The organism is Pseudomonas chlororaphis (genome assembly GCA_001023535.1).
GTDB lineage: Bacteria > Pseudomonadota > Gammaproteobacteria > Pseudomonadales > Pseudomonadaceae > Aquipseudomonas > Aquipseudomonas chlororaphis_E.
Genome location: CP011020.1, coordinates 5,468,048 through 5,485,667, shown reverse-complemented (window position 1 = coordinate 5,485,667; position 17,620 = coordinate 5,468,048). Strand labels below are relative to the sequence as shown.

15 protein-coding genes are annotated in these 17,620 nt (G+C 63.4%); 6 read left to right on the top strand and 9 right to left on the bottom strand.

The genetic code is table 11. The annotated features are described in order from the left end of the window. Nucleotides 1–17: 17 nt before the first annotated feature. The 8 genes from VM99_23935 to VM99_23900 all read right to left on the bottom strand — a co-directional run bounded on the left by VM99_23935 (nt 18) and on the right by VM99_23900 (nt 10,425). On the bottom strand, nt 18–2,150 hold the full coding sequence (locus VM99_23935; protein AKK00966.1) for a TonB-dependent receptor: 2,133 nt from the start codon (nt 2,148–2,150) through the stop codon (nt 18–20). 411 nt (nt 2,151–2,561) lie between these two features. Next, a complete protein-coding gene (locus VM99_23930; protein ID AKK00965.1) occupies nt 2,562–3,521 on the bottom strand; it encodes a dihydrofolate reductase in 960 nt (319 codons plus the stop codon). Beyond that, on the bottom strand, nt 3,518–4,705 hold the full coding sequence (locus VM99_23925) for an acyl-CoA dehydrogenase (protein ID AKK00964.1): 1,188 nt from the start codon (nt 4,703–4,705) through the stop codon (nt 3,518–3,520). Before VM99_23925 ends, VM99_23930 begins: the two co-directional genes overlap by 4 nt. 90 nt (nt 4,706–4,795) lie before the next feature. Further along, a complete protein-coding gene (locus tag VM99_23920) occupies nt 4,796–5,806 on the bottom strand; it encodes an aliphatic sulfonate ABC transporter substrate-binding protein (protein ID AKK01851.1) in 1,011 nt (336 codons plus the stop codon). A 14-nt stretch (nt 5,807–5,820) separates the two neighbouring features. Continuing rightward, nucleotides 5,821–7,173: a monooxygenase gene (locus VM99_23915; GenBank protein AKK00963.1), complete on the bottom strand. Its 1,353-nt coding sequence runs from the start codon at nt 7,171–7,173 to the stop codon at nt 5,821–5,823. Between the two features lie 13 nt (nt 7,174–7,186). Further along, nucleotides 7,187–8,140: an ABC transporter substrate-binding protein gene (locus VM99_23910; GenBank protein AKK00962.1), complete on the bottom strand. Its 954-nt coding sequence runs from the start codon at nt 8,138–8,140 to the stop codon at nt 7,187–7,189. Nucleotides 8,141–8,236: 96 nt separating this feature from the next. Continuing rightward, a complete protein-coding gene (locus tag VM99_23905; protein AKK00961.1) occupies nt 8,237–9,820 on the bottom strand; it encodes a sulfurtransferase in 1,584 nt (527 codons plus the stop codon). Continuing rightward, nucleotides 9,817–10,425: a cysteine dioxygenase gene (locus VM99_23900; GenBank protein AKK00960.1), complete on the bottom strand. Its 609-nt coding sequence runs from the start codon at nt 10,423–10,425 to the stop codon at nt 9,817–9,819. Before VM99_23900 ends, VM99_23905 begins: the two co-directional genes overlap by 4 nt. Before the next feature lie 239 nt (nt 10,426–10,664). Here VM99_23900 and VM99_23895 point away from each other — a divergent pair, with 239 nt between their 5' ends. Together VM99_23895 and VM99_23890 are read left to right on the top strand one after the other, a co-directional pair. After that, the gene (locus VM99_23895) at nt 10,665–11,570 is read left to right on the top strand and encodes a LysR family transcriptional regulator (GenBank protein AKK00959.1); all 906 of its coding nucleotides are present in this window, start codon (nt 10,665–10,667) and stop codon (nt 11,568–11,570) included. A 128-nt stretch (nt 11,571–11,698) separates the two neighbouring features. Further along, on the top strand, nt 11,699–12,493 hold the full coding sequence (locus VM99_23890) for an aldolase (GenBank protein ID AKK00958.1): 795 nt from the start codon (nt 11,699–11,701) through the stop codon (nt 12,491–12,493). A gap of 59 nt (nt 12,494–12,552) precedes the next feature. Here VM99_23890 and VM99_23885 read toward each other — a convergent pair whose 3' ends face one another. Further along, the gene (locus VM99_23885) at nt 12,553–13,641 is read right to left on the bottom strand and encodes an alkanesulfonate monooxygenase (GenBank protein ID AKK00957.1); all 1,089 of its coding nucleotides are present in this window, start codon (nt 13,639–13,641) and stop codon (nt 12,553–12,555) included. A gap of 375 nt (nt 13,642–14,016) precedes the next feature. Here VM99_23885 and VM99_23880 point away from each other — a divergent pair, with 375 nt between their 5' ends. The 4 genes from VM99_23880 to VM99_23865 are packed head-to-tail and all read left to right on the top strand — an operon-like array spanning nt 14,017 to nt 17,603. After that, nucleotides 14,017–14,889 (top strand): ABC transporter permease, encoded by an 873-nt coding sequence (locus tag VM99_23880; GenBank protein AKK00956.1) that lies wholly within the window; start codon nt 14,017–14,019, stop codon nt 14,887–14,889. Nucleotide 14,890: 1 nt separating this feature from the next. Beyond that, nucleotides 14,891–15,679 carry a sulfonate ABC transporter ATP-binding protein gene (locus tag VM99_23875; protein AKK00955.1) on the top strand — a complete coding sequence of 263 codons (789 nt, stop codon included), beginning with the start codon at nt 14,891–14,893 and terminating at the stop codon, nt 15,677–15,679. A 37-nt stretch (nt 15,680–15,716) separates the two neighbouring features. Continuing rightward, nucleotides 15,717–16,742 (top strand): nitrate ABC transporter substrate-binding protein, encoded by a 1,026-nt coding sequence (locus VM99_23870; protein ID AKK00954.1) that lies wholly within the window; start codon nt 15,717–15,719, stop codon nt 16,740–16,742. A 48-nt stretch (nt 16,743–16,790) separates the two neighbouring features. Continuing rightward, entirely contained in the window at nt 16,791–17,603 is an 813-nt protein-coding gene (locus VM99_23865) for an energy transducer TonB (GenBank protein AKK00953.1), read from the top strand. Nucleotides 17,604–17,620 lie beyond the last annotated feature (17 nt).

Here is a 17,620-nt window from a genome sequence, read left to right as displayed (position 1 = left end):
GGGGATTCGCATCGGGGTCAGAGGTCGTAGCGCACAGACAGCAAGAGGGTTCGCGGATCGTTGATGGAGTAGTACCGGGCGCCGCTTGCGGGCACATAGCCGACCGCTTGGGGGTAGGCCCGGTCGAGCAGGTTTTTCACCGACAGCGTGGTGGTCCAATGGCCGTCGCCCGAGATGTAGCGGGTATTGGCATTCCAGAAGGTCTGCTGGGGAATTTCCTGCACGTCGTCGTTCAGCGCGTTGGCATAGGACTTGGTCTGGAACTGGGCATCGGTGCCGGCCAGCCAGGTGCCGGGCAGGCCGGCGGGAATGGTGTAGTTGAAGCCGACGCTGGTGTTCCAGCGCGGTGAGTACACCAACTGCTGGCCGTTGGCATCGATCCCGGCGCCGCTGGCGTTCTCGAAGTCGTCGTACTGGCTTTGCAGGTAGCCGAGGTTGAATGTCAGTTGCAGGTCGGGCGTCAGCGCGCTCAGGGTTTCCAGTTCGACGCCGTAGGTGTGGGCCTGACCGACGTTGGTCCGCAGGCTGACGCCCAGAGCCGGGTCGTAGGCATTGGTTTGCAGGTCTTTGTAGTCGTTGTAGAACAGCGCGAGGTTGGCGCGCAGGCGCCGGTCGAAGAAGTCGCCCTTGAGGCCGGTTTCCCAAGTGGTCACGTCTTCCGGTGAGAACGCCTGTTCGGCGGCGGCCTGGGTCGGCGCACGGTTGTCGTAGCCGCCGGCCTTGAAACCTTTGGCGACGTAGGCGTACTGATTGAGATGGGGTGTCCAGGCGTATTCGAAGCCGAGTTTCGGGCTGGTGGATTGCCAGGATTTACTCGAGTCGGCGCTGAAGTTGGTGCCGGTGATCTGCCGGTCCGGGGTGACGACGTAGTTGGTGTAGTCGAAGTTCTTGTGTTCGCGGGTGAACCGCAGCCCGGCGATCAGAGACAGTTGCGGCGTGATTTTGTAGCTGCCCTGGCCATACAGCGCATAACTTTCGGTGTTGGTGGTGCTGTATTGGCCCTGGCCGATCACCCGGTTACGCGCGATGGAATAAGTCAGGCTGTCGCGCTCGGCGTCGAATTTTTCCCGGTACAGGTACAGGCCCGTGCTGAAGGTGAAGTCGTCGTAATCGCCGTTGAGCTGGAACTCCTGGGTGGCGTAGTCCTGTTTGTAGGTGATCAGGCTGTGCTGGATCAGGGCCGCCTGGCCGGAGTTGTCATAGTCCACCGGTTGGTTGAAGGCGGAGTAGGCGGTGACCGACTTGAAATTCAAGTGATCGTTGATGCTGTAGATCGCCCGCAATACCGAACTGCCCTGGTCGAGGCGGTTCTTCGGGTTGAGGCCGCTGTAGCTCTTGAACTTGTCGAAGCGGCCGTCGGCGTCGAAGGGGGTGTAGCTGGTGGTATCGCCGCGGTCGAACGTACCGGCCAGCGTCAGTTGCACGTCCCACGGCGAATCGATGGGGTTGAAGCGAAGCTTGCCTCGGTAGGCCTGGATGTCGACGTTGTTCACGTCTTCGCCGCGGGTGGGGTTGGAAACGGTGCCGTCGCGGGTCAGGCGAATGGCCGAGAAGCTGCCGAACAGGGCGTTGTCCACCAGCGGGCCGCTGATCAGCAGGCGGCCGTTCTGCGCGTTGTAGTTGCCGGCGCCGAGTTCGAAGAAACCGCGGGTTTCCTGGGACGGATCGCGGGTAATCACGCGGATCGCCCCGGCACTGCTGTTGCGTCCATAAAGCGTGCCTTGCGGGCCGCGCAAGACCTCGACGCGTTCGACATCGTTGAAGTCGAGCATCGAGGAAATCGCCCTGGGGATGTACAGGTCGTCGGCGTAGACCGCCACGGCCGCTTCCTGTATCGGGTCGGTTTCGCCGATGCCACGAATCCCATAGGTCTGCGCGCTGTAAGAGATCGACTGGCGGCTGAGGGTCAGGTTCGGTACTTGTCCGGAAAGATCGCGAATGCTCTTGATCTGCTTGTCTTCAAGGGCGGCTTCGTCGAACGCGGAGATCGCCAGGGGCGCTTTCTGCAAATCCTCGCTGCGGTGTTCGGCGGTGACGGTGACCACCGCCAGCGCACCGTCCCGGGTGTCTTCTTCGGCGTGGGCCGACAACCCGAGCAAGGCCAGCGAAACGGCCAGCGTCAGGCGGTTTGAGGTGAAGGTATCGTGCATGGTGGACCCCTGGTGTCTGGTGCAGCGTGGGCGTTGGCATTTATTCCGGGCAAAGCGTCGCCACGGGCCTGGCTCCGGGAGGCAGGGCGAGGAGAGCGTTGGCCGATTTCAGGTTGGGTGTGGCATTGACCGTGGGGTGGTGTCGGCCGGAAAAACGTACAGTTCCGCGAGCCTCCACCTGGTCAGGGGTCGGTGATGGTTGTAACAGTATTTGTATAATGGATCGCTGTAAAAGTCCGATTTGTTATAAGTTAATTATAAAAAATAGACATTAAGTTAATAAATTAAATGCGTAATTCTGATGATTATATGGCTCCCTCGAAACGCAATCGCGGGCCAGCCGTGCTCCCACATGTGTCATGTGGCCCTTATGGGAGCATGGCTTGCCCGCGATGACGGAGAAAGGTGCAGCTAGTACCCGCGCTGTACGTTCGCCAGGTTCTGCAGTGTCGCCCCCGACAGGAAGCGTTCGAGGTTGGCGAGGAAACTGTCGGCAATCTCGTGGCGGCTGTTGCTGGAAATCGCCGAAGTGTGCGGCGACAGTCGCACCCGTGGATGAGTGTAGAAAGGATGGCCGTCCGGCAGGGGTTCCGGTTCGGTGACGTCCAGCGAGGCCAGGCCGATGGCGCCGCTGTCCAGGGCCTCAAGCAGGGCAGCGTGGTCTAGCAAGCCGCCACGCGCGACATTGATCAGGTGCAGGCCCGGCTTGGCGCTGGCAAGCACCGCGGGGTTGACGATATGCCGCGTCGCGTCGGTCAGGGGCGCGGCCAGTACCAGGTGATCGGCGCGGGCGAACAAGTCATGGATCCCTTCCGCGGCTTCGACGCCCTTGACTTCGAACGGTGCCGTGCTCTGGCGCAGCGCCAGCACGTTGATGCCCAGCGCACGGGCCTTGGTCGCCAGGCTGCGGCCAATCGCACCGAAGCCGAGAATCCCCAGGGTGCTGCCCTTGAGCGGTGTCAGCGCGGTGAAGTTCCAGTGCGAGTCGTGCACCCAGATGTCCGGCAAGTGCTTGGCGGCGGCGAAGATCGCGGCCAGGGCAAATTCGGCGATGTTCTCGGCGGCGCTGCCCCGGGAGGTGCTCACGGGCGGGCCGTCGAACAACCACTGGGGATAGAAGTCGATGCCCGAGGACACCACGTGCACCCAGTTCAAGCCGTAGGGCCAGCCCGGTGGTGGTGTGTCCGGTGCCTGATAGCCGCGCACGTTGATCGGGCGGGCCAGCAGTACCCCGACGTCGGCGGGAAGGTCGCTGGGCACGCCGGCCGGTACGTCGAGGACCCTGGCCCCGGGGTGCGCCTGCGCGAGGCGCTGGCGGATCACGTCGTTGAACTCTGTGTCCAGTTGGCTGGCGATCACGAGCGGGCTCATGGGGTGTCCTTTTTCTGGCGTTGGGCGAACACCGCTTTGCCGACGCCTTGCAGCACGGCATCGTTTTGCGGGGTGTGGATGCGGCTGCACAGCACGTCGCGGTAGTGCCGTTGCAGCGGGTTATGCCGCGACAGACCGGGGTTGCCGGACGCTTCGATGGCCAGTTCGACCGCGGCAATGGCGTTGCTGGTCACCAGGTATTTCAATTGTGCGGCGTGCTGGGCCGGCGTGCGTCCTTCGGCGGCGGCATCCAGCAGGCTGCGGTTGGCGAACAGTAGGGTGTCGATCTGGCCGACGGTTTCCTGGAAGCGCGGCAGGGTCGACAGCGCGGCGCCGAGGTTGGACGGCTTGCGTTGCTCCAGCCATCCCACCAGCCAGTCGCGCGCGGCTTGGGCGACACCGTCGTAAACCGCCGAGAGCAAGACCGACATCCACAGGAAACCATCGCTGTCGAGTTCGGGCTGTGGCGCGCTCCAGGGGCTGACGCTGACGGCGTGATCCAGGGGCACCAGGACGTCGTCGAACAGCACTTCGTGGCTGCAGGTGGCGCGCATGCCCAGGTGGTCCCAATCCTCGATGATGCTGATCCCTGGCGTGTCCTTGTGCACCAGCCAGGCACCCACCAGCGGGTCTTCATCGGTGCTGCGTGCCCAGACGCTGAACCAGGTCAGACCATGGCTGCCGGTGGAGTAGATCTTGCGCCCGCTGATCCGCCAACCTTCGGAGGTGCGCCGGGCGATCGTCGCGGGCAGCCCGCCACGGGCCGGCGTACCCAGGTCGGGTTCGACCCGCAAGGCATTGATCAGCGCGCCGTCGTTCACGGCGTCGCGGGCCACTCGCAGGCGCAACGCCTCGGGCCAGCTTCGATTGTCTTGCAGGCGCGAATGCTGCAGGTACTGCATCACCAGGATCAACGCCGTGGAAGGTTCGCCCTTGGCGACCGCGCTGATGACTTTGCGGGCCTGCACCAGGCTCGCGCCGCTACCGCCCAGCGCCTTGGGCACCGTCAGGGCCAGCAGGCCATGCTCGTGCAGCAACTTGAAATTGTCCCAGGGGAAGGCACCGCTCTCGTCAAGGCGGTGGGCCGTGGCCGCCAATTGTGCACCGATGCTTTCGAGCACGGCGTCGAAGTCGGCGGCCACGACTGCTTGCAACTGGGGTGGGCGTAAGGAAGAAAGGCTCATGGTCAGTTCACTCGATCGAAAAAGGTGGAAGCTGGATGCCCGGTTCTGGCGACCCGCTGCCGCGCCTGAGCAGGTCGGTGCGAAACAGGCTCACAGCGCGAGCAAGGGGAAATTGCGTTCCCACAGGGGGCTGACGTCGAGCCTTTCGCTGAGCACGCCGGCGTCGAAGAACAGGTCGGCGACTTCCTGCTGCGAGGCAATGGCTTGTTCACTCACGGCGATGATCTTCGACGGCTGGCTGCGTTGGTTGTGCATGTCGAGAAACACCGCCTTGTCGACACCCAGCAATCGCGCCGACTTGGTTGCCCAGGGCTCGGGGTTGTCGTTGATCCATTCCAGGGTGCGCGCCTCACGCTGGATGTAATCCTGGATCGCCTGCCGGCGCAGCGGGTCTTCCAGCGCCTTGGGGCGCGCGGCAATCAGGTAGTTGCCGGACAAGTAGCCCAGGGCGGTCTTGAGGACCCGGGCGCCGCTGCGGAACTTGGCCAACTGGATGAACACGCCGTAGATCACCCACGCATCGAGTTGGCCGCTCTGGAATGCGCTGAAACCGTCTTGGGGCGTGAGGGCTACGGCGGTGATGTCGTTCATGGTCAGGCCCTGTTCCTTCAGGGCCTTGATCAGAAAGTAATGGGAGGTGGTAGAGCGCACGTAGCCAACCCGCTTGCCGCGCAATTGCCCGATGGACTCGACCGACGATTCGTTGGGAACCAGGAACACCTGGTTGTTCACGTCACCTTGCAGCACCGCGATCAGGCGCGGCTGGCGATGGCTCTGGAGGGAAAAGATCGGTGGGATTTCACTCATCCCACCCACGTCCAGGCTGCCGGACGCCAGCGCCTCGACGATCAGGTTGCCGCCGGCGAACTCGGCGTATTCGACCTTGTAGGGCGTGTCGGCGGTGCCGGCATCCTCGAAGAAATAGGAGTCCTGGCCACGGTAGGTGGCCACCCCGAGGGTCAGCTCGGACAGGGACTTGCCCTGGGCGAACGCGCGCGGGGCGAAACCCAGTGTCGACAGGCCCAGGGCGCCAAGGGTGACGGCGCCGGCCATCAGGAAGCCGCGTCGATCGAGCTGCCCTGGCGCGAAGTGTTGTTTCATGACCGGAGGTTTGCTCATGCGACGGCCTCACTGCCCGTTGCCGGCTCAAGGACGTCATGGGTGTACCGGTTCGCCGGCACCGCCAGGCCCAGGTTATCGCGCAGGGTGTGGCCGCTGTATTCGCGGCGGAACACCCCGCGTTGCTGCAGGACCGGCACGACCCATTCGGTGAACGTCTGCAGGCCGTCCGGCAGCAGGGCGTTGATGATGAAGCCGTCGGCTGCGCCGTTGTCGAACCAGTGTTCAATGGCGTCGGCGACCTGTTCGGGGGTGCCGACGAAGTCCCGGCGTGGCTGGGAAAAGCGCAGGGCGACCTGGCGCAGCGTCAGGCCTTCGTCCCGGGCCAGTTGCTTGATCCGCTCGGAGCCGCCTTTCTGGCTGTTGGCGCCCAGGTCGCCCAGCTCAGGGAACGGAGCGTCCAGTGGGTACTGGCTGAAATCATGGTCGTTGAAGGGCCGGCCGAGCGCGACGATGGCGTCCTCGATACTCACCAGCGCCACCGCTTGTCGATAGCGCTCTTGCACCTGCGCCTCATCGCGCCCCACGATCGGACGAATGCCAGGCAGGATCGACAGCTGCTCGGGGTCGCGACCGAATCCGCTGGCGCGACGCTTCAGGTCCCGGTAATAGGCCTGGGCTTCTTCAAAGCTTTCGGCGCTGACGAAAATCGCATCGGCGTTCTCGGCGGCGAAGTTACGCCCGTCCTCGGAGGTACCGGCCTGGAAGATCACCGGCTGGCCTTGGCGGGAGCGGGCGATGTTGAGCGGGCCCTTGACCGAAAAAAATTCACCTTTGTGCTCCAGCGCGTGCAGCTTGCCGGGGGCAAAGAACTCGCCCCGTTGCTTGTCGTAGACAAAGGCATCGTCCTCCCAGGAGTCCCACAGGCCCTGGACCACTGCCACGTGCTCTTTGGCGATCCGGTAGCGCACCGCGTGGGGCGGGTGCTCGGCCTTGCCGAAGTTGTTGGCGGTGCCGCTGAGCCACGACGTCACCACGTTCCAACCGGCACGCCCGGCACTGATGTGGTCCAGTGAGGCGAATTGGCGCGCCACCTGGTAGGGCTCGGTGTAGCTGACCGTCACGGTGGCCACCAGGCCGATGTTCGACGTCACGGCCGCCAGGGCCGAGAGGATAGTCAGCGGCTCGAAGCGGTTGAGGTAGTGCGGGCTGGATTTTTCATGGATGTGCAGGCTGTCGGCGATGAACACGAAATCGAACTTGGCGCCTTCGGCCAGTTGCGTCTGCTGCTTGTAGAAACCGAAGCTGGTGCTGGCATCGGGTTGCGCCTGCGGATGGCGCCATTCGCCCCAGCCATGGCCGACGCCGTGGACCATTGCACCGAATTTGAGTTGGCGTTGCTTGCTCATGGTTCTGCTCCTTTTAACGCGAAACCTGGGTCAGTGGGGCTCGCTGGGTGTTGAAGCGCTTGTCGAAGCCTTGGGAAACGTCGATGCGGCGGGTCAGCAACCCTTCTTCCCGGTAGATGTCGGCGGTCGCCTGTAAGCCGCTGACCACCGCGTCGTCGATCAATACCGGCTGCATCTGGGTCGCCTTGGCCACCTCCAGGTGCACCGCCAATGGCAGGCCGGTGATCCTGGCCTGGGCGGCGGCATATTCGGCAGGGTGTTCGTTGCTCCAGCGGAAGGCGCGGTCGATCCGGGCGACAAAGTCATCCAGTTGCGGGCGCTTGTCGGCGATGGCTTGTTGGGTGGCGGCCAGGTAGAGGTGATTACTCAGCAGGTGGCTGCCGCTGACCAGGACCCTGGCCTGGCTTTGGGCCGTGACCACGGTGGTGAAGGGGTCCCAGGTAGACCAGGCATCCGCGGTGCCGTTATCCAGCACCAGCCTGGATTCGCTGGGCAACAGGAAGACGAATTCCACATCTCGGGTGCTGAGGCCGACGTTGCGCAGGGCCTTGATGGCCAGGTAGTGCCCGATCGAGCCACGGGTGGTGACGATGCGTTTGCCCTTGAGGTCCGAAACCTCCCTGATGGGGGAGTTCTTGGGGACGAGAATGGCCGTGGTATTGCGCCCTTGCGCATGAATGATGCTGACGACCTTCAGTGAGGCCCCCGCGCCCAAGGCAAACACGTAGGGGGCATCGCCCAGGGCGCCGATGTCCACGGCGCCGGCGTTCAAGGCCTCGCCCAGTGGTGCGGCGGCGGGGAATTCGGAAAACTGGATGGCGTAGGGCACGTCCTTGAGTTCACCGGACACTTCCAGCAGGGCTTTGAGGGTGGATTTCTGATTGGCCACCCGCAGTGGTTGCAGGTCGTCTGCGTGAGCAGTGCCGAACACGAGGGCGATTAACAGTAAGGGTAGGGACAGGCGCATGGGTGGAACTCCAGGCTAAGCGTTGCATTCAGCGCCTCCGCCTGGAGAAGGGGTCGGCTGGTCCGGGTCAGGGCGATCACTCGCCCCCTTTTGGGTTCAGATCACATAGAAACCGTGGGTGCCGTCGCGGGCCAGCTGGTCCACGAGGCCGAACTCCCAATCGAGATAGGCTTGCATGGCCTCATGCGGGTTATCGGTGCCTTCGTAGGGGCGGCGATAGCGATCGATGGGCGCAGACACCAACCGGGTCTCGCCATGCGCCAGCGGCCGCTGGGCGGCGATCCAGCCGGCCGTGCCGTCACGCAGCAGGAACACGGCCTGGCCGGTCAGGCGTTCGACGTCCGGGATTGCCCATCGGGCCAACTGGCCGCTGCCGCAGGTCAGGACATAGCGCTGGGCCGACGGCACCTGGGCCAGGGCTTCGCTCAGTTGACTGCGCAGCACCCACCATGCCCCCGGGATATGCCGCTTGATGTAGTTGGCGCTGCTGGTGAAGTCCAGTACCACGGTGTCACCTTCGGCCAGCCACTGTTCGAGGGTGTCAGGGCTGATCTCTTCGGCTTGCGGCGGGACAGGCACAGGGGCTTTCCAGGGGCCCTGTTCGCTGAAGTGGCCGGGGTGCAGATCATCCAGCACGTGCACCTCCCACCCCAATTGCGCGAGCCAGGACGCCGACATGTTGGCCCGCACACCGTCATCGTCGACCAGGACCAGGCGAGCACCGCGCACGCTGGCGAAATGATCGGTCTCCTGGACCAGTTGCCCGCCGGGCGTGGACCGGGCCCCGGGCAGGTGGCCGGCTTCGAATTCTTCTGGGGTGCGTACATCGAACAGGTAGGTGCTGCGTGTCGCGTCCGCTTGCCAGCGGTGCAGGTCCGCGAAGGTGGCGCGACCGACCCGTGCCTGATCGGCGACGCGGCGGGCATCGCGGGCGGCGATGTCGCGATGTTTTTCCTGGGTAGGGGCGAACCGGCGTGACTGGCCGTGCTCCAGCACCTGGCCGGCCAGGGTCCAGCCAATCGTACCGTTGCGCAAGGCCGACACCGGGTTGGCGAGGCCGGCGTTGATCAACGACTGGGTGCCGATGATGCTGCGAGTACGGCCGGCGCAATTGACCACGATGCGGGTCGCCGGGTCCGGCGCCAGTGCCCGCGCCCGCAACACCAGTTCCGCCCCAGGTACGCTGATGCCGCCAGGAATGCTCATGGTCTGGTATTCGTCGAAACGGCGGGCGTCGAGCACCACCACGTCGGCCTCGCTGTCGAGCAGCGCCTGAAGCTCTGGCGCTGCGATCGAGGGGGTATGGCGCTGGCTTTCAACCAGCTCGCCAAAGGCCTTGCTCGGCACGTTGACGTCGATGAACAACTCGCCGCCCGCGTCGCGCCAACCGTCCAGGCCGCCTTCGAGCACCGCGACATCGACGTAGCCCAGCGCTTGCAGGCGCTGCGCCGCCAGGCCCGCCAGGCCTTCGCCATGGTCATAGACCGTCACCGGGGTGTCGCGCCTCGGGATGCGCGCAAACACCTCCAGCTCCAGCCTGGACAATGCGATGTTGGCGGCAAACAGTGGATGGCCCTGGGCGAACGGCGCCTCTTCACGCACGTCGACGATGGCCAGCTCTTCGCGGTTCAGCAACGCCTGGCGGATCTCCGAGTAGGAGCGGGTACGTACAGTGCTCATAAGGATTGGCTCTCTTTGGACAGGTCCCAGATGTTGGGGAGCAGGGTGTTGGAATACCCGGAGATGAACAGCTTTTCGCTACCGTCGGGCTGGTACACCGCGCGGCGTACGGCACCGATGTTGGCGCCATAGACGTGAATGCTGATGGAGACCTGGTCAGCGAAGGCATTGCTGACCTGGTGGATGTCGCCGACCTTGGGCGAGACGGCCTCGACCTGGCCCGGCACAAGCCGTATCGGCGAGCCCTCGGGCACCAGGCTGCCATCAGGGTGGCGAGCGAAGCCTTGAGAGTCTTCGGCGCCGCGCAACAGGCCGATCAGGCCCCAGACCCGGTGATCATGAATCGGCGTGCGTTGTCCCGGCCCCCAGACAAAACTGACCACACTGAACCGCTGCCGGGAATCGGCATGCAGCAGGTATTGCTGGTAGCGCTCGGGGTCTGGTTGGGCAAAGGTGTCGGGCAGCCAGTCGTCATGGCTGACCAATTGAGCGAGCAACTTGCCGCCGCGATGCAGCAGGTCGCCTTCGCGAGGGTTGCCGTCGATCAGCTCGGCCAAGGCGCCTACGAATGCTCTGAGTCTTTCCGGGTGTCGGGCCTGGGTCATGGCGATTCCATCGTCGTTATGAAAGGATCTTCCATGATTTAAGCATAATGATTTTTCTTAATATGCTATTTTTTTATGATTAGGTTATAGCTGAAAGGAATTTAGAACCCTTGTGAATAGAGTTAGATGTTATCGATCATTGCGTTGGGCTATCCAGTCACGGGCAATGGCACTATGCTTTTTCGCCATGGGTTATGCTTTTCAAACATTTTATCGACTGTGTTCCATGTGCGGGCCAAATGAAAATTGATGATATCGACGCCTTCGTCGAAGTGATTCGCTGTCAGTCCATCAGCCATGCCGCCGAGACGTTGCAACTCACGCAACCGGCGATCACACGGCGCGTGCAGAACTTCGAGCAGGCGCTGGGGGTGGAGTTGTTCGACCGCAACACCAAGCCGCTCAAGCCGACCCTGATTGGCACGCGAGTCTACGAGCAGTGTCGCCTGATCCTGCGGGAGATGGATGCCTTGCGCGAGCTGGTCGCCACCGATGCGCCGCCTACCGGTTTGTTGCGCCTGGGCGTTCCGCAAACGATCGGCGACGTGGTGCTGCTCGATGCGCTCAAGCATCTGCGCGTCGCGTATCCGGAACTGCGTGCGCAGGTGGCGACGGGTTGGGGCAGCCAGTTGGTCGGCAAGATCGAACGCGGCGAGCTGGACGCCGCGGCGGCGTTGTTTCCCGCCGGCAAAATTTTTCCCGACAACATCATTGGCGAGTCGATCGGCAAGATGGAGTTGGTGGTGGTGTGCGCGAAGGCGCAATTGCCCAAGCGCCCCAGCAAGCTGGCGGACGTCTACCAGAACGGCTGGATTCTCAACCCGGACGGCTGCGGTTTCCGCGCCGGGCTGCAACGCACGTTGTCCGACCAAGGGCTGGCCCTGCGGGTCAACCTGGAAACCTTCGGTACCGAGTTGCAACTGGGCCTGGTCGCCGATGGCCTGGGCCTTGGCCTGGTGCCGCGCCCGCTGTTGGAACGCAGTGTCCATCTCGATCAACTGGCGGCCATGCCACTCAAGGACTTCAAACCGGTGATGGACCTGTGGCTGATCTATCCGCATTTTCTCGGCAACCTGCAAGGGCCGGTGGAAGCCTTCGGCAAGCTGGTCGCCGGATCGTTGCAGAAGATCAAGAGCGCTGCGTAACGCTGCCGGGGAGGCTGTATATAATAAAAAAAAATGATAATTAGCTTAGATTAAAATGTGCTTTTTATTATTTTTGGCCTTCCCCTAGGCTTGCTGGAGATCCTTAAGGCCATCCAGGAAGTCTTGCCATGAGCAGCGTCAGCCCGCTATCCAGCGTCTCGAAACATGTTCGCCAACGCGTCAGTCCCGAAGAGTGGGAAGTGCGTGTCAAACTGGCCGCCGCCTACCGGCTGGCGGCCCTGTTCAAGTGGACCGACCACATCTACACGCATTTTTCCGCGCGGGTGCCGGGGCCTGACGAGCATTTCCTGATCAACGCCTTCGGGTTGCTGTTCGACGAAATCACCGCTTCCAATCTGGTCAAGGTCGACATTGACGGAACCCTGGTCGACGACCCGACGGGCCTGGGCATCAACTACGCCGGGTACGTGATCCACAGTGCGATTCATGGCGCCCGTCCCGACCTTCAAGCGGTGCTGCACACCCACACCCGCGACGGCATTGCCGTTTCCGCCCAGCGCGATGGCCTGTTGCCGATCTCGCAGCATTCGATCGCTTTTTCCGGGCGCGTGGCTTACCACGGTTACGAGGGCATTGCGCTGGACCTGGACGAGCGCGAGCGACTGGTGGCGGACCTGGGCGACAAGAGTGTGCTGATCCTGCGCAACCACGGGCTATTGACCGCGGGTGTCAGCGTCGAGCATGCCTTCCAGCAGCTGCAAAGCCTGGAGCGTGCCTGCAACATCCAGATCGCGGCCCAGGCGGCGGGCAATGCCGAGCTGATCTTTCCTCCGGCCGAGGTGGTGGCCAAGGTCGAGGCACAGGCCGAAGCATTCAAGCGCGGTGACGGGCCGGGTGTCGCGCGGCACTGGAACGCGCTCATCCGGCAGTTGGAAAGGACCGACGTCGACTATAAGGATTGAGTGATCGCACGGGCAGGCTGCTCAGCAGCCTGCCCGTGGCTTTTCGGGGGGCGCGTGTTTCAAGCGACCTTTTCAGCCGCCTGGCGTTCGCGATCGGCGATCAATTGGCGGGTCAGCGGGATCAGGCGCTTGCCATAATCGATGGCGTCCTCGAGCGGGTCGAAGCCGCGAATCAGGAAGGTGGTGATGCCCAGGTCGTAGTAATCGAGCAGGGCTTCGGCCACCTGTTCGGCGGTGCCCACCAGGGCGGTCGAATTGCCTTGCGCGCCGAGCAGGCCGGCGATGCCGGTCCACAGCCGCTTGTCCAGGCGCGAGCCCTGGGCTGCCGCTGCCAGCAGGCGTCGCGAGCCTTCATTGGGTGGCTCGCGACGCACGAACCCATTGCGCTCGGCCAGTGCGCCTGCCTCTTGCAGAATGCGTTCGGCGCGTGCCCAGGCCTGGTCCTCGGTGTCCGCCAGAATTGGCCGCAACGACAGGCTGAAACGAATGCTGCGACCATGCCGGGCCGCTTCGGCGCGCACTTGGTTCACCACCTCGCGCACCTGTTCGTAGGTTTCGCCCCACAGCGCATAGACATCCGCGTGCTTGCCGGCCACGGCAATGGCGGCCGCCGATGAGCCGCCGAAGTACAACGGGATATGCGGCTGCTGTGGCGACTTCACGTTGGAATGCGCGCCCTCGACCTGGTAGTACGTGCCTTGGTAATCGAAGGGCGTCTCGCGGGTCCATTCCTGGCGCAGCACATCAAGGTACTCGTCGGTGCGCGCATAACGCTCGTCCTTGCCGATATGGCTGCCGTCAGCACGCAATTCGCGATCATCGCCGCCGGTAATGATGTGCACGGCGGTGCGTCCGCCGTTGAACACATCCAGGGTAGTGAACTGGCGCGCTGCCAAGGTGGGCGCGGCGAACCCTGGGCGATGGGCGATGAGGAACTTCAGTCGCGTCGTCACGCTGGCGGCATGGGACGCGATCAGCGTGCTGTCCGGGCTGTTGGAGTGGAACGCGATAAGAGCCCGGTCGAAACCGGCCTCCTCGTGGGCGCGGGCCACTTTCTCCACATACGCGGGCTGCAGCACGGGGCCGCTGCGCGGGTGGATTTCCGAGGCGTGGTGGCCGCCGATGAAGCCGATGAATTCAATACTCATGGTGGGGGTCCTTTCAATGAATGGGGTGTTTGAAGCCTCCACCGGGCAAGGGGTCGGTCCGTGACAAAAAGGTAGTCGCAGCCGGGAAGTGCTGTGAAATGCCGATTTGTTCTATGTTAATTATAAAAAATATTGATCAATATTTAGCTTGTGTATCAGTTCTATGCATTTTGTGGGTGGATGTCCGTGCGCCGCGAACGGCGCGGCCTGTGGGTTTTTATTATGCAAAATATTTATCTAACGGCTTGAGTGGCTGATTTCTAATCATATTAGGTTATTCCCAAAAAGAATTTCACTGACATTTTTTATGCGAATAGCATGAATCCAAAGTGGATGCATGGCGCGATTGACCATGTCGATGGAGGAGGGAAGCCTATGGGCGACAAGACATTAGAGACACAGGGCGCCAGCGCGTTTTCCGTCAAGGGGTTGCACCCGTCAGGGAAGGGTGTCGCGGGGTGGCTGCCGGTGGGCTTGCGCCGCTGGCGTACACCCGAAGCGTTGTTGCGGTTGGTCAGCCCGATTGTGTTGCTGCTGCTTTGGGAGCTGGCGTCGCGCTGGGGCCTGATTCCACCGCGAATCATCGCCGCCCCCTCGCAGATCGGCGGCACGCTGTGGAGCATGATCGCCTCGGGCGAGTTGGGCAGGCACTTGTGGGTCTCGCTGCAACGGGCCCTCATGGGGCTGAGCATCGGTGTGTCGATCGGCGTGGTCGCGGCGCTGATCAGCGGCCTGTCCAAGCGCGGCGAAGTGGTCCTCGATTCGCCGATGCAGATGCTGCGCACCATTCCTTCGCTGGCCATGGTGCCGCTGTTCATTCTCTGGTTCGGCATCGGCGAGTTCACCAAGATCGCCCTGATCGTCATCGGCACGACGTTTCCGGTGTACCTGAACCTGTTTGCCGGCATCCGCAACATCGACCCCAAGTTGATCGAGGCCGCCAATACCCTGGGCCTGAATCGTCGCGAGCTGATCTGGCACGTGATCCTGCCGGGTTCCTTGCCCTCGTTTTTCGTCGGCCTGCGCTACTCCCTGGGTATCTCCTGGCTGGCCCTGGTGTTTGTCGAGCAGATCAACACCACCGCCGGCATCGGTTTTCTGGCCAGTGATGCGCGGGACTTCATGCGCACCGACGTGATCGTCATCTGCCTGCTGATCTACAGCGTGCTGGGTCTGCTGATCGATGGGCTGATCCGCACCCTCGAACGCTTCGCTTTGGCCTGGCGCCCATCTTTTGTGAGGAACTGACATGACGACCATCACGGTAGAAAAAACGCAGCCGCAAGTGCCGGTGCAATTGCGCAATGTGGTGCGCCAGTTCGGCCAGCAGCGGGTCATCGACGGCCTGGACCTGGACATCGCTCCGGGGGAGTTCGTCGCGCTGCTCGGCGCCAGCGGTTCCGGCAAGACCACCTTGCTGCGCAGCCTGGCTGGGCTCGACAGCATCGACAGCGGCCAACTGCGGGTACCGAAGGCGCGGGCCGCGGTGTTCCAGGAGCCGCGACTGATGCCGTGGAAGCGCGCCTGGAAGAACGTGATTCTCGGTCTGCACGCCCCGGATTCGAAGGCGCGTGCGGTGCAGGCCTTGACTGAAGTCGGCCTGGCCCATCGCCTGGAGGCCTATCCGGCGACGCTCTCCGGCGGTGAAGCGCAAAGGGTGGCACTGGCACGCGGGTTGGTCCGCGAACCCCAGTTGCTGTTGTTGGACGAACCGTTCGCGGCCCTCGACGCCCTGACCCGGATTCGCATGCATCGGCTGATCATCGAGTTGTGGCGCAAGCACAAGCCGGCGGTGTTGCTGGTAACCCACGATGTGGACGAAGCCATCCTGCTGGCCGACCGGGTCATCGTCTTGGCCAACGGCAAGATCGCCGAGCAACTGTCGATCGACCTGCCGCGGGCACGCGACACCGGCCAGGCCGGGTTCCAGGACATTCGTGCGCGCCTGCTGGGCTTGCTGGGTGTCGAAGTGGACACCGTGGTCGTGGCGGAGCGTCCTCTGAGCCAGGGTACGGTCCGGCGGTTTGCCCATGGTTGATGCAGCGTTCCATTCATTGATCCCGGAGTGTTCTGTCATGGCGATTCGTGCCCGCCGATCGGCGATGGCGTTGCTGTCTGGCGTTGCGTTACTGCTCGGCGGTTGCGGTGACGCCGTCGAGACCCGATCCATATCCGCCGCACCGACGGACCTGTCCGGCGTGACCCTGATGCTGGGCGATCAAGCCAAGGGCTTGCGCACCGTGGTCGAGGCGGCGAATGCCCTGGAGGGCATCGACTATAAAGTGCAGTGGGCAAACTTCCAGGGCGCCGCGCCCTTGTTCGAAGCCCTGCGCGCCGGTGCCGTCGATCTGGCTCCGGCCGGTGATACACCGGTGCTCGCCGCCGCGACCGGAGGCACGCCACTGCGGATCGTCGCGGTCCGGCGCAGTCAGTCGAGGGGCATCGCCATCCTGGTTCCAGCTGATTCGGATATTCGCACCGTTGCCGATCTGAAAGGCCGGAACGTCGTGGTGTCGTCTGCCCGTGGCAGCATTGCCCAATACCTGCTGATTCGCGCGCTGGCCAATGCAGGTGTCGATGAGAAGGACGTCAAGGTCGGGTTTGTCCTGCCGACCGATGCCTTGTCCGCCTTCAACGCTGGCCAGATCGAAGCCTGGGCCACCTTCGGCATCTACCAGGCGTTTGCCGAGCAGCAGGGCGCCCGGGTGCTGATCAGCGGCGAGGGCATCAACACCGGCCTGACCTTCATCACCGCCTCCGACGAGGTCCTGGCCGACCCCCGCAAGCGCAAGGCGCTGAGTGACGTATTGCAGCGTTTCGCCAAGGCCTTCGACTGGGCCCGGGAACATCCCGACGAGTACGCCCAAGTCTTTGCCAAGGTCAACGACATTCCCCTGGAGGTTTCGCGACGCCTGCGCAGTTGGGGGGATGAAGCGCTGTTGCCGCTCGAACCCCAGGATGTCCAGGCCTTGCAGCAAGTCGATGACCTGTTCGTGGAAAAAAACATCTTCCCTCACCGTGTCGATGTCCAGGCGCTGACGGATGACCAGGTGTTTTCCCTCAAGCCTTTGACCGTGTCGCAGTCGGAGCCGGCGCGTTAGTCCGGGGCCAGGCACGTGTTCGATTTGAATCTTCACAGGAGTCAATGAATGGGCAATGTACAGAGTGCTGCAAGTGCCCTGGAGGTGTTCAGGCGCCCGGCACCCCGCGGCGAGTTGCTCGAGCTTGGCCGGGTCTTGCGCGAACCCTTGGGGTTGTCGCGCCTGCACAGCACGCCCAAGCGAGTCTTGAGTCGTCGCGAAGGGGTCTTGCTGGGCGTGTTTGCGCTGGTCCTGCATGGCGCGGTGATTATCTGGGTCAGGCAGGCGCCCTCGACCGTGCTGCCCGTGGTGCCCCCGCAGATTCCACCGATGACGATCGAGTTCTCGCAGCCGGCCCCCCCGGTGGTGGTGCCGCCACCGCCCGCGCCGTTGCCACCGCCAGTGGTCGAGCCTCCGCCGCGGGTGGAGGATGAGTTGGCTGTGAAGCCACCGCCGCCCAAACCTTTGCCCAAGCCTAAACCGGTGGTCAAGCCGCTGCCCAAACCGGTGGCCAAGCCCGTGGCGCCCACACCGCCACCCGTTGCGCCAGCACCCACGGTCGCCGCCCCCGCGCCGCCGGCTCCCCCGGCACCGACCCCGGTGACCCCGGCATCCGCCAGCGCCGGTTACCTGAAGAATCCGGCGCCGCAGTATCCCTCGCTGGCGATGCGTCGCGGCTGGGAAGGCACGGTGCTGTTGCGCGTGCATGTGCTGGCCAACGGCAAGCCCGGCGAAATCCAGATCCAGAAGAGCAGCGGTCGCGAGCCGCTCGATGCTGCCGCGTTGGCGGCGGTCAAGGGCTGGAGTTTTGTTCCGGCCAAGCAGGGCGATGTGCCCCAGGACGGCTGGGTCAGCGTGCCCATCGATTTCAAGATCAAGTAACCCGAGTTAACCACGTA

What these genes read in the sequence shown, in the direction of transcription:
- VM99_23905 (AKK00961.1), bottom strand. Translation starts at nt 9,820, where the DNA reads ATGAGCACTGTACGTACCCGCTCCTACTCGGAGATCCGCCAGGCGTTG.
- VM99_23900 (AKK00960.1), bottom strand. Translation starts at nt 10,425, where the DNA reads ATGACCCAGGCCCGACACCCGGAAAGACTCAGAGCATTCGTAGGCGCC.
- VM99_23930 (AKK00965.1), bottom strand. Translation starts at nt 3,521, where the DNA reads ATGAGCCCGCTCGTGATCGCCAGCCAACTGGACACAGAGTTCAACGAC.
- VM99_23885 (AKK00957.1), bottom strand. Translation starts at nt 13,641, where the DNA reads ATGAGTATTGAATTCATCGGCTTCATCGGCGGCCACCACGCCTCGGAA.
- VM99_23920 (AKK01851.1), bottom strand. Translation starts at nt 5,806, where the DNA reads ATGAAACAACACTTCGCGCCAGGGCAGCTCGATCGACGCGGCTTCCTG.
- VM99_23910 (AKK00962.1), bottom strand. Translation starts at nt 8,140, where the DNA reads ATGCGCCTGTCCCTACCCTTACTGTTAATCGCCCTCGTGTTCGGCACT.
- VM99_23870 (AKK00954.1), top strand. Translation starts at nt 15,717, where the DNA reads ATGGCGATTCGTGCCCGCCGATCGGCGATGGCGTTGCTGTCTGGCGTT.
- VM99_23915 (AKK00963.1), bottom strand. Translation starts at nt 7,173, where the DNA reads ATGAGCAAGCAACGCCAACTCAAATTCGGTGCAATGGTCCACGGCGTC.
- VM99_23865 (AKK00953.1), top strand. Translation starts at nt 16,791, where the DNA reads ATGGGCAATGTACAGAGTGCTGCAAGTGCCCTGGAGGTGTTCAGGCGC.
- VM99_23935 (AKK00966.1), bottom strand. Translation starts at nt 2,150, where the DNA reads ATGCACGATACCTTCACCTCAAACCGCCTGACGCTGGCCGTTTCGCTG.
- VM99_23875 (AKK00955.1), top strand. Translation starts at nt 14,891, where the DNA reads ATGACGACCATCACGGTAGAAAAAACGCAGCCGCAAGTGCCGGTGCAA.
- VM99_23890 (AKK00958.1), top strand. Translation starts at nt 11,699, where the DNA reads ATGAGCAGCGTCAGCCCGCTATCCAGCGTCTCGAAACATGTTCGCCAA.
- VM99_23880 (AKK00956.1), top strand. Translation starts at nt 14,017, where the DNA reads ATGGGCGACAAGACATTAGAGACACAGGGCGCCAGCGCGTTTTCCGTC.
- VM99_23925 (AKK00964.1), bottom strand. Translation starts at nt 4,705, where the DNA reads ATGAGCCTTTCTTCCTTACGCCCACCCCAGTTGCAAGCAGTCGTGGCC.
- VM99_23895 (AKK00959.1), top strand. Translation starts at nt 10,665, where the DNA reads ATGAAAATTGATGATATCGACGCCTTCGTCGAAGTGATTCGCTGTCAG.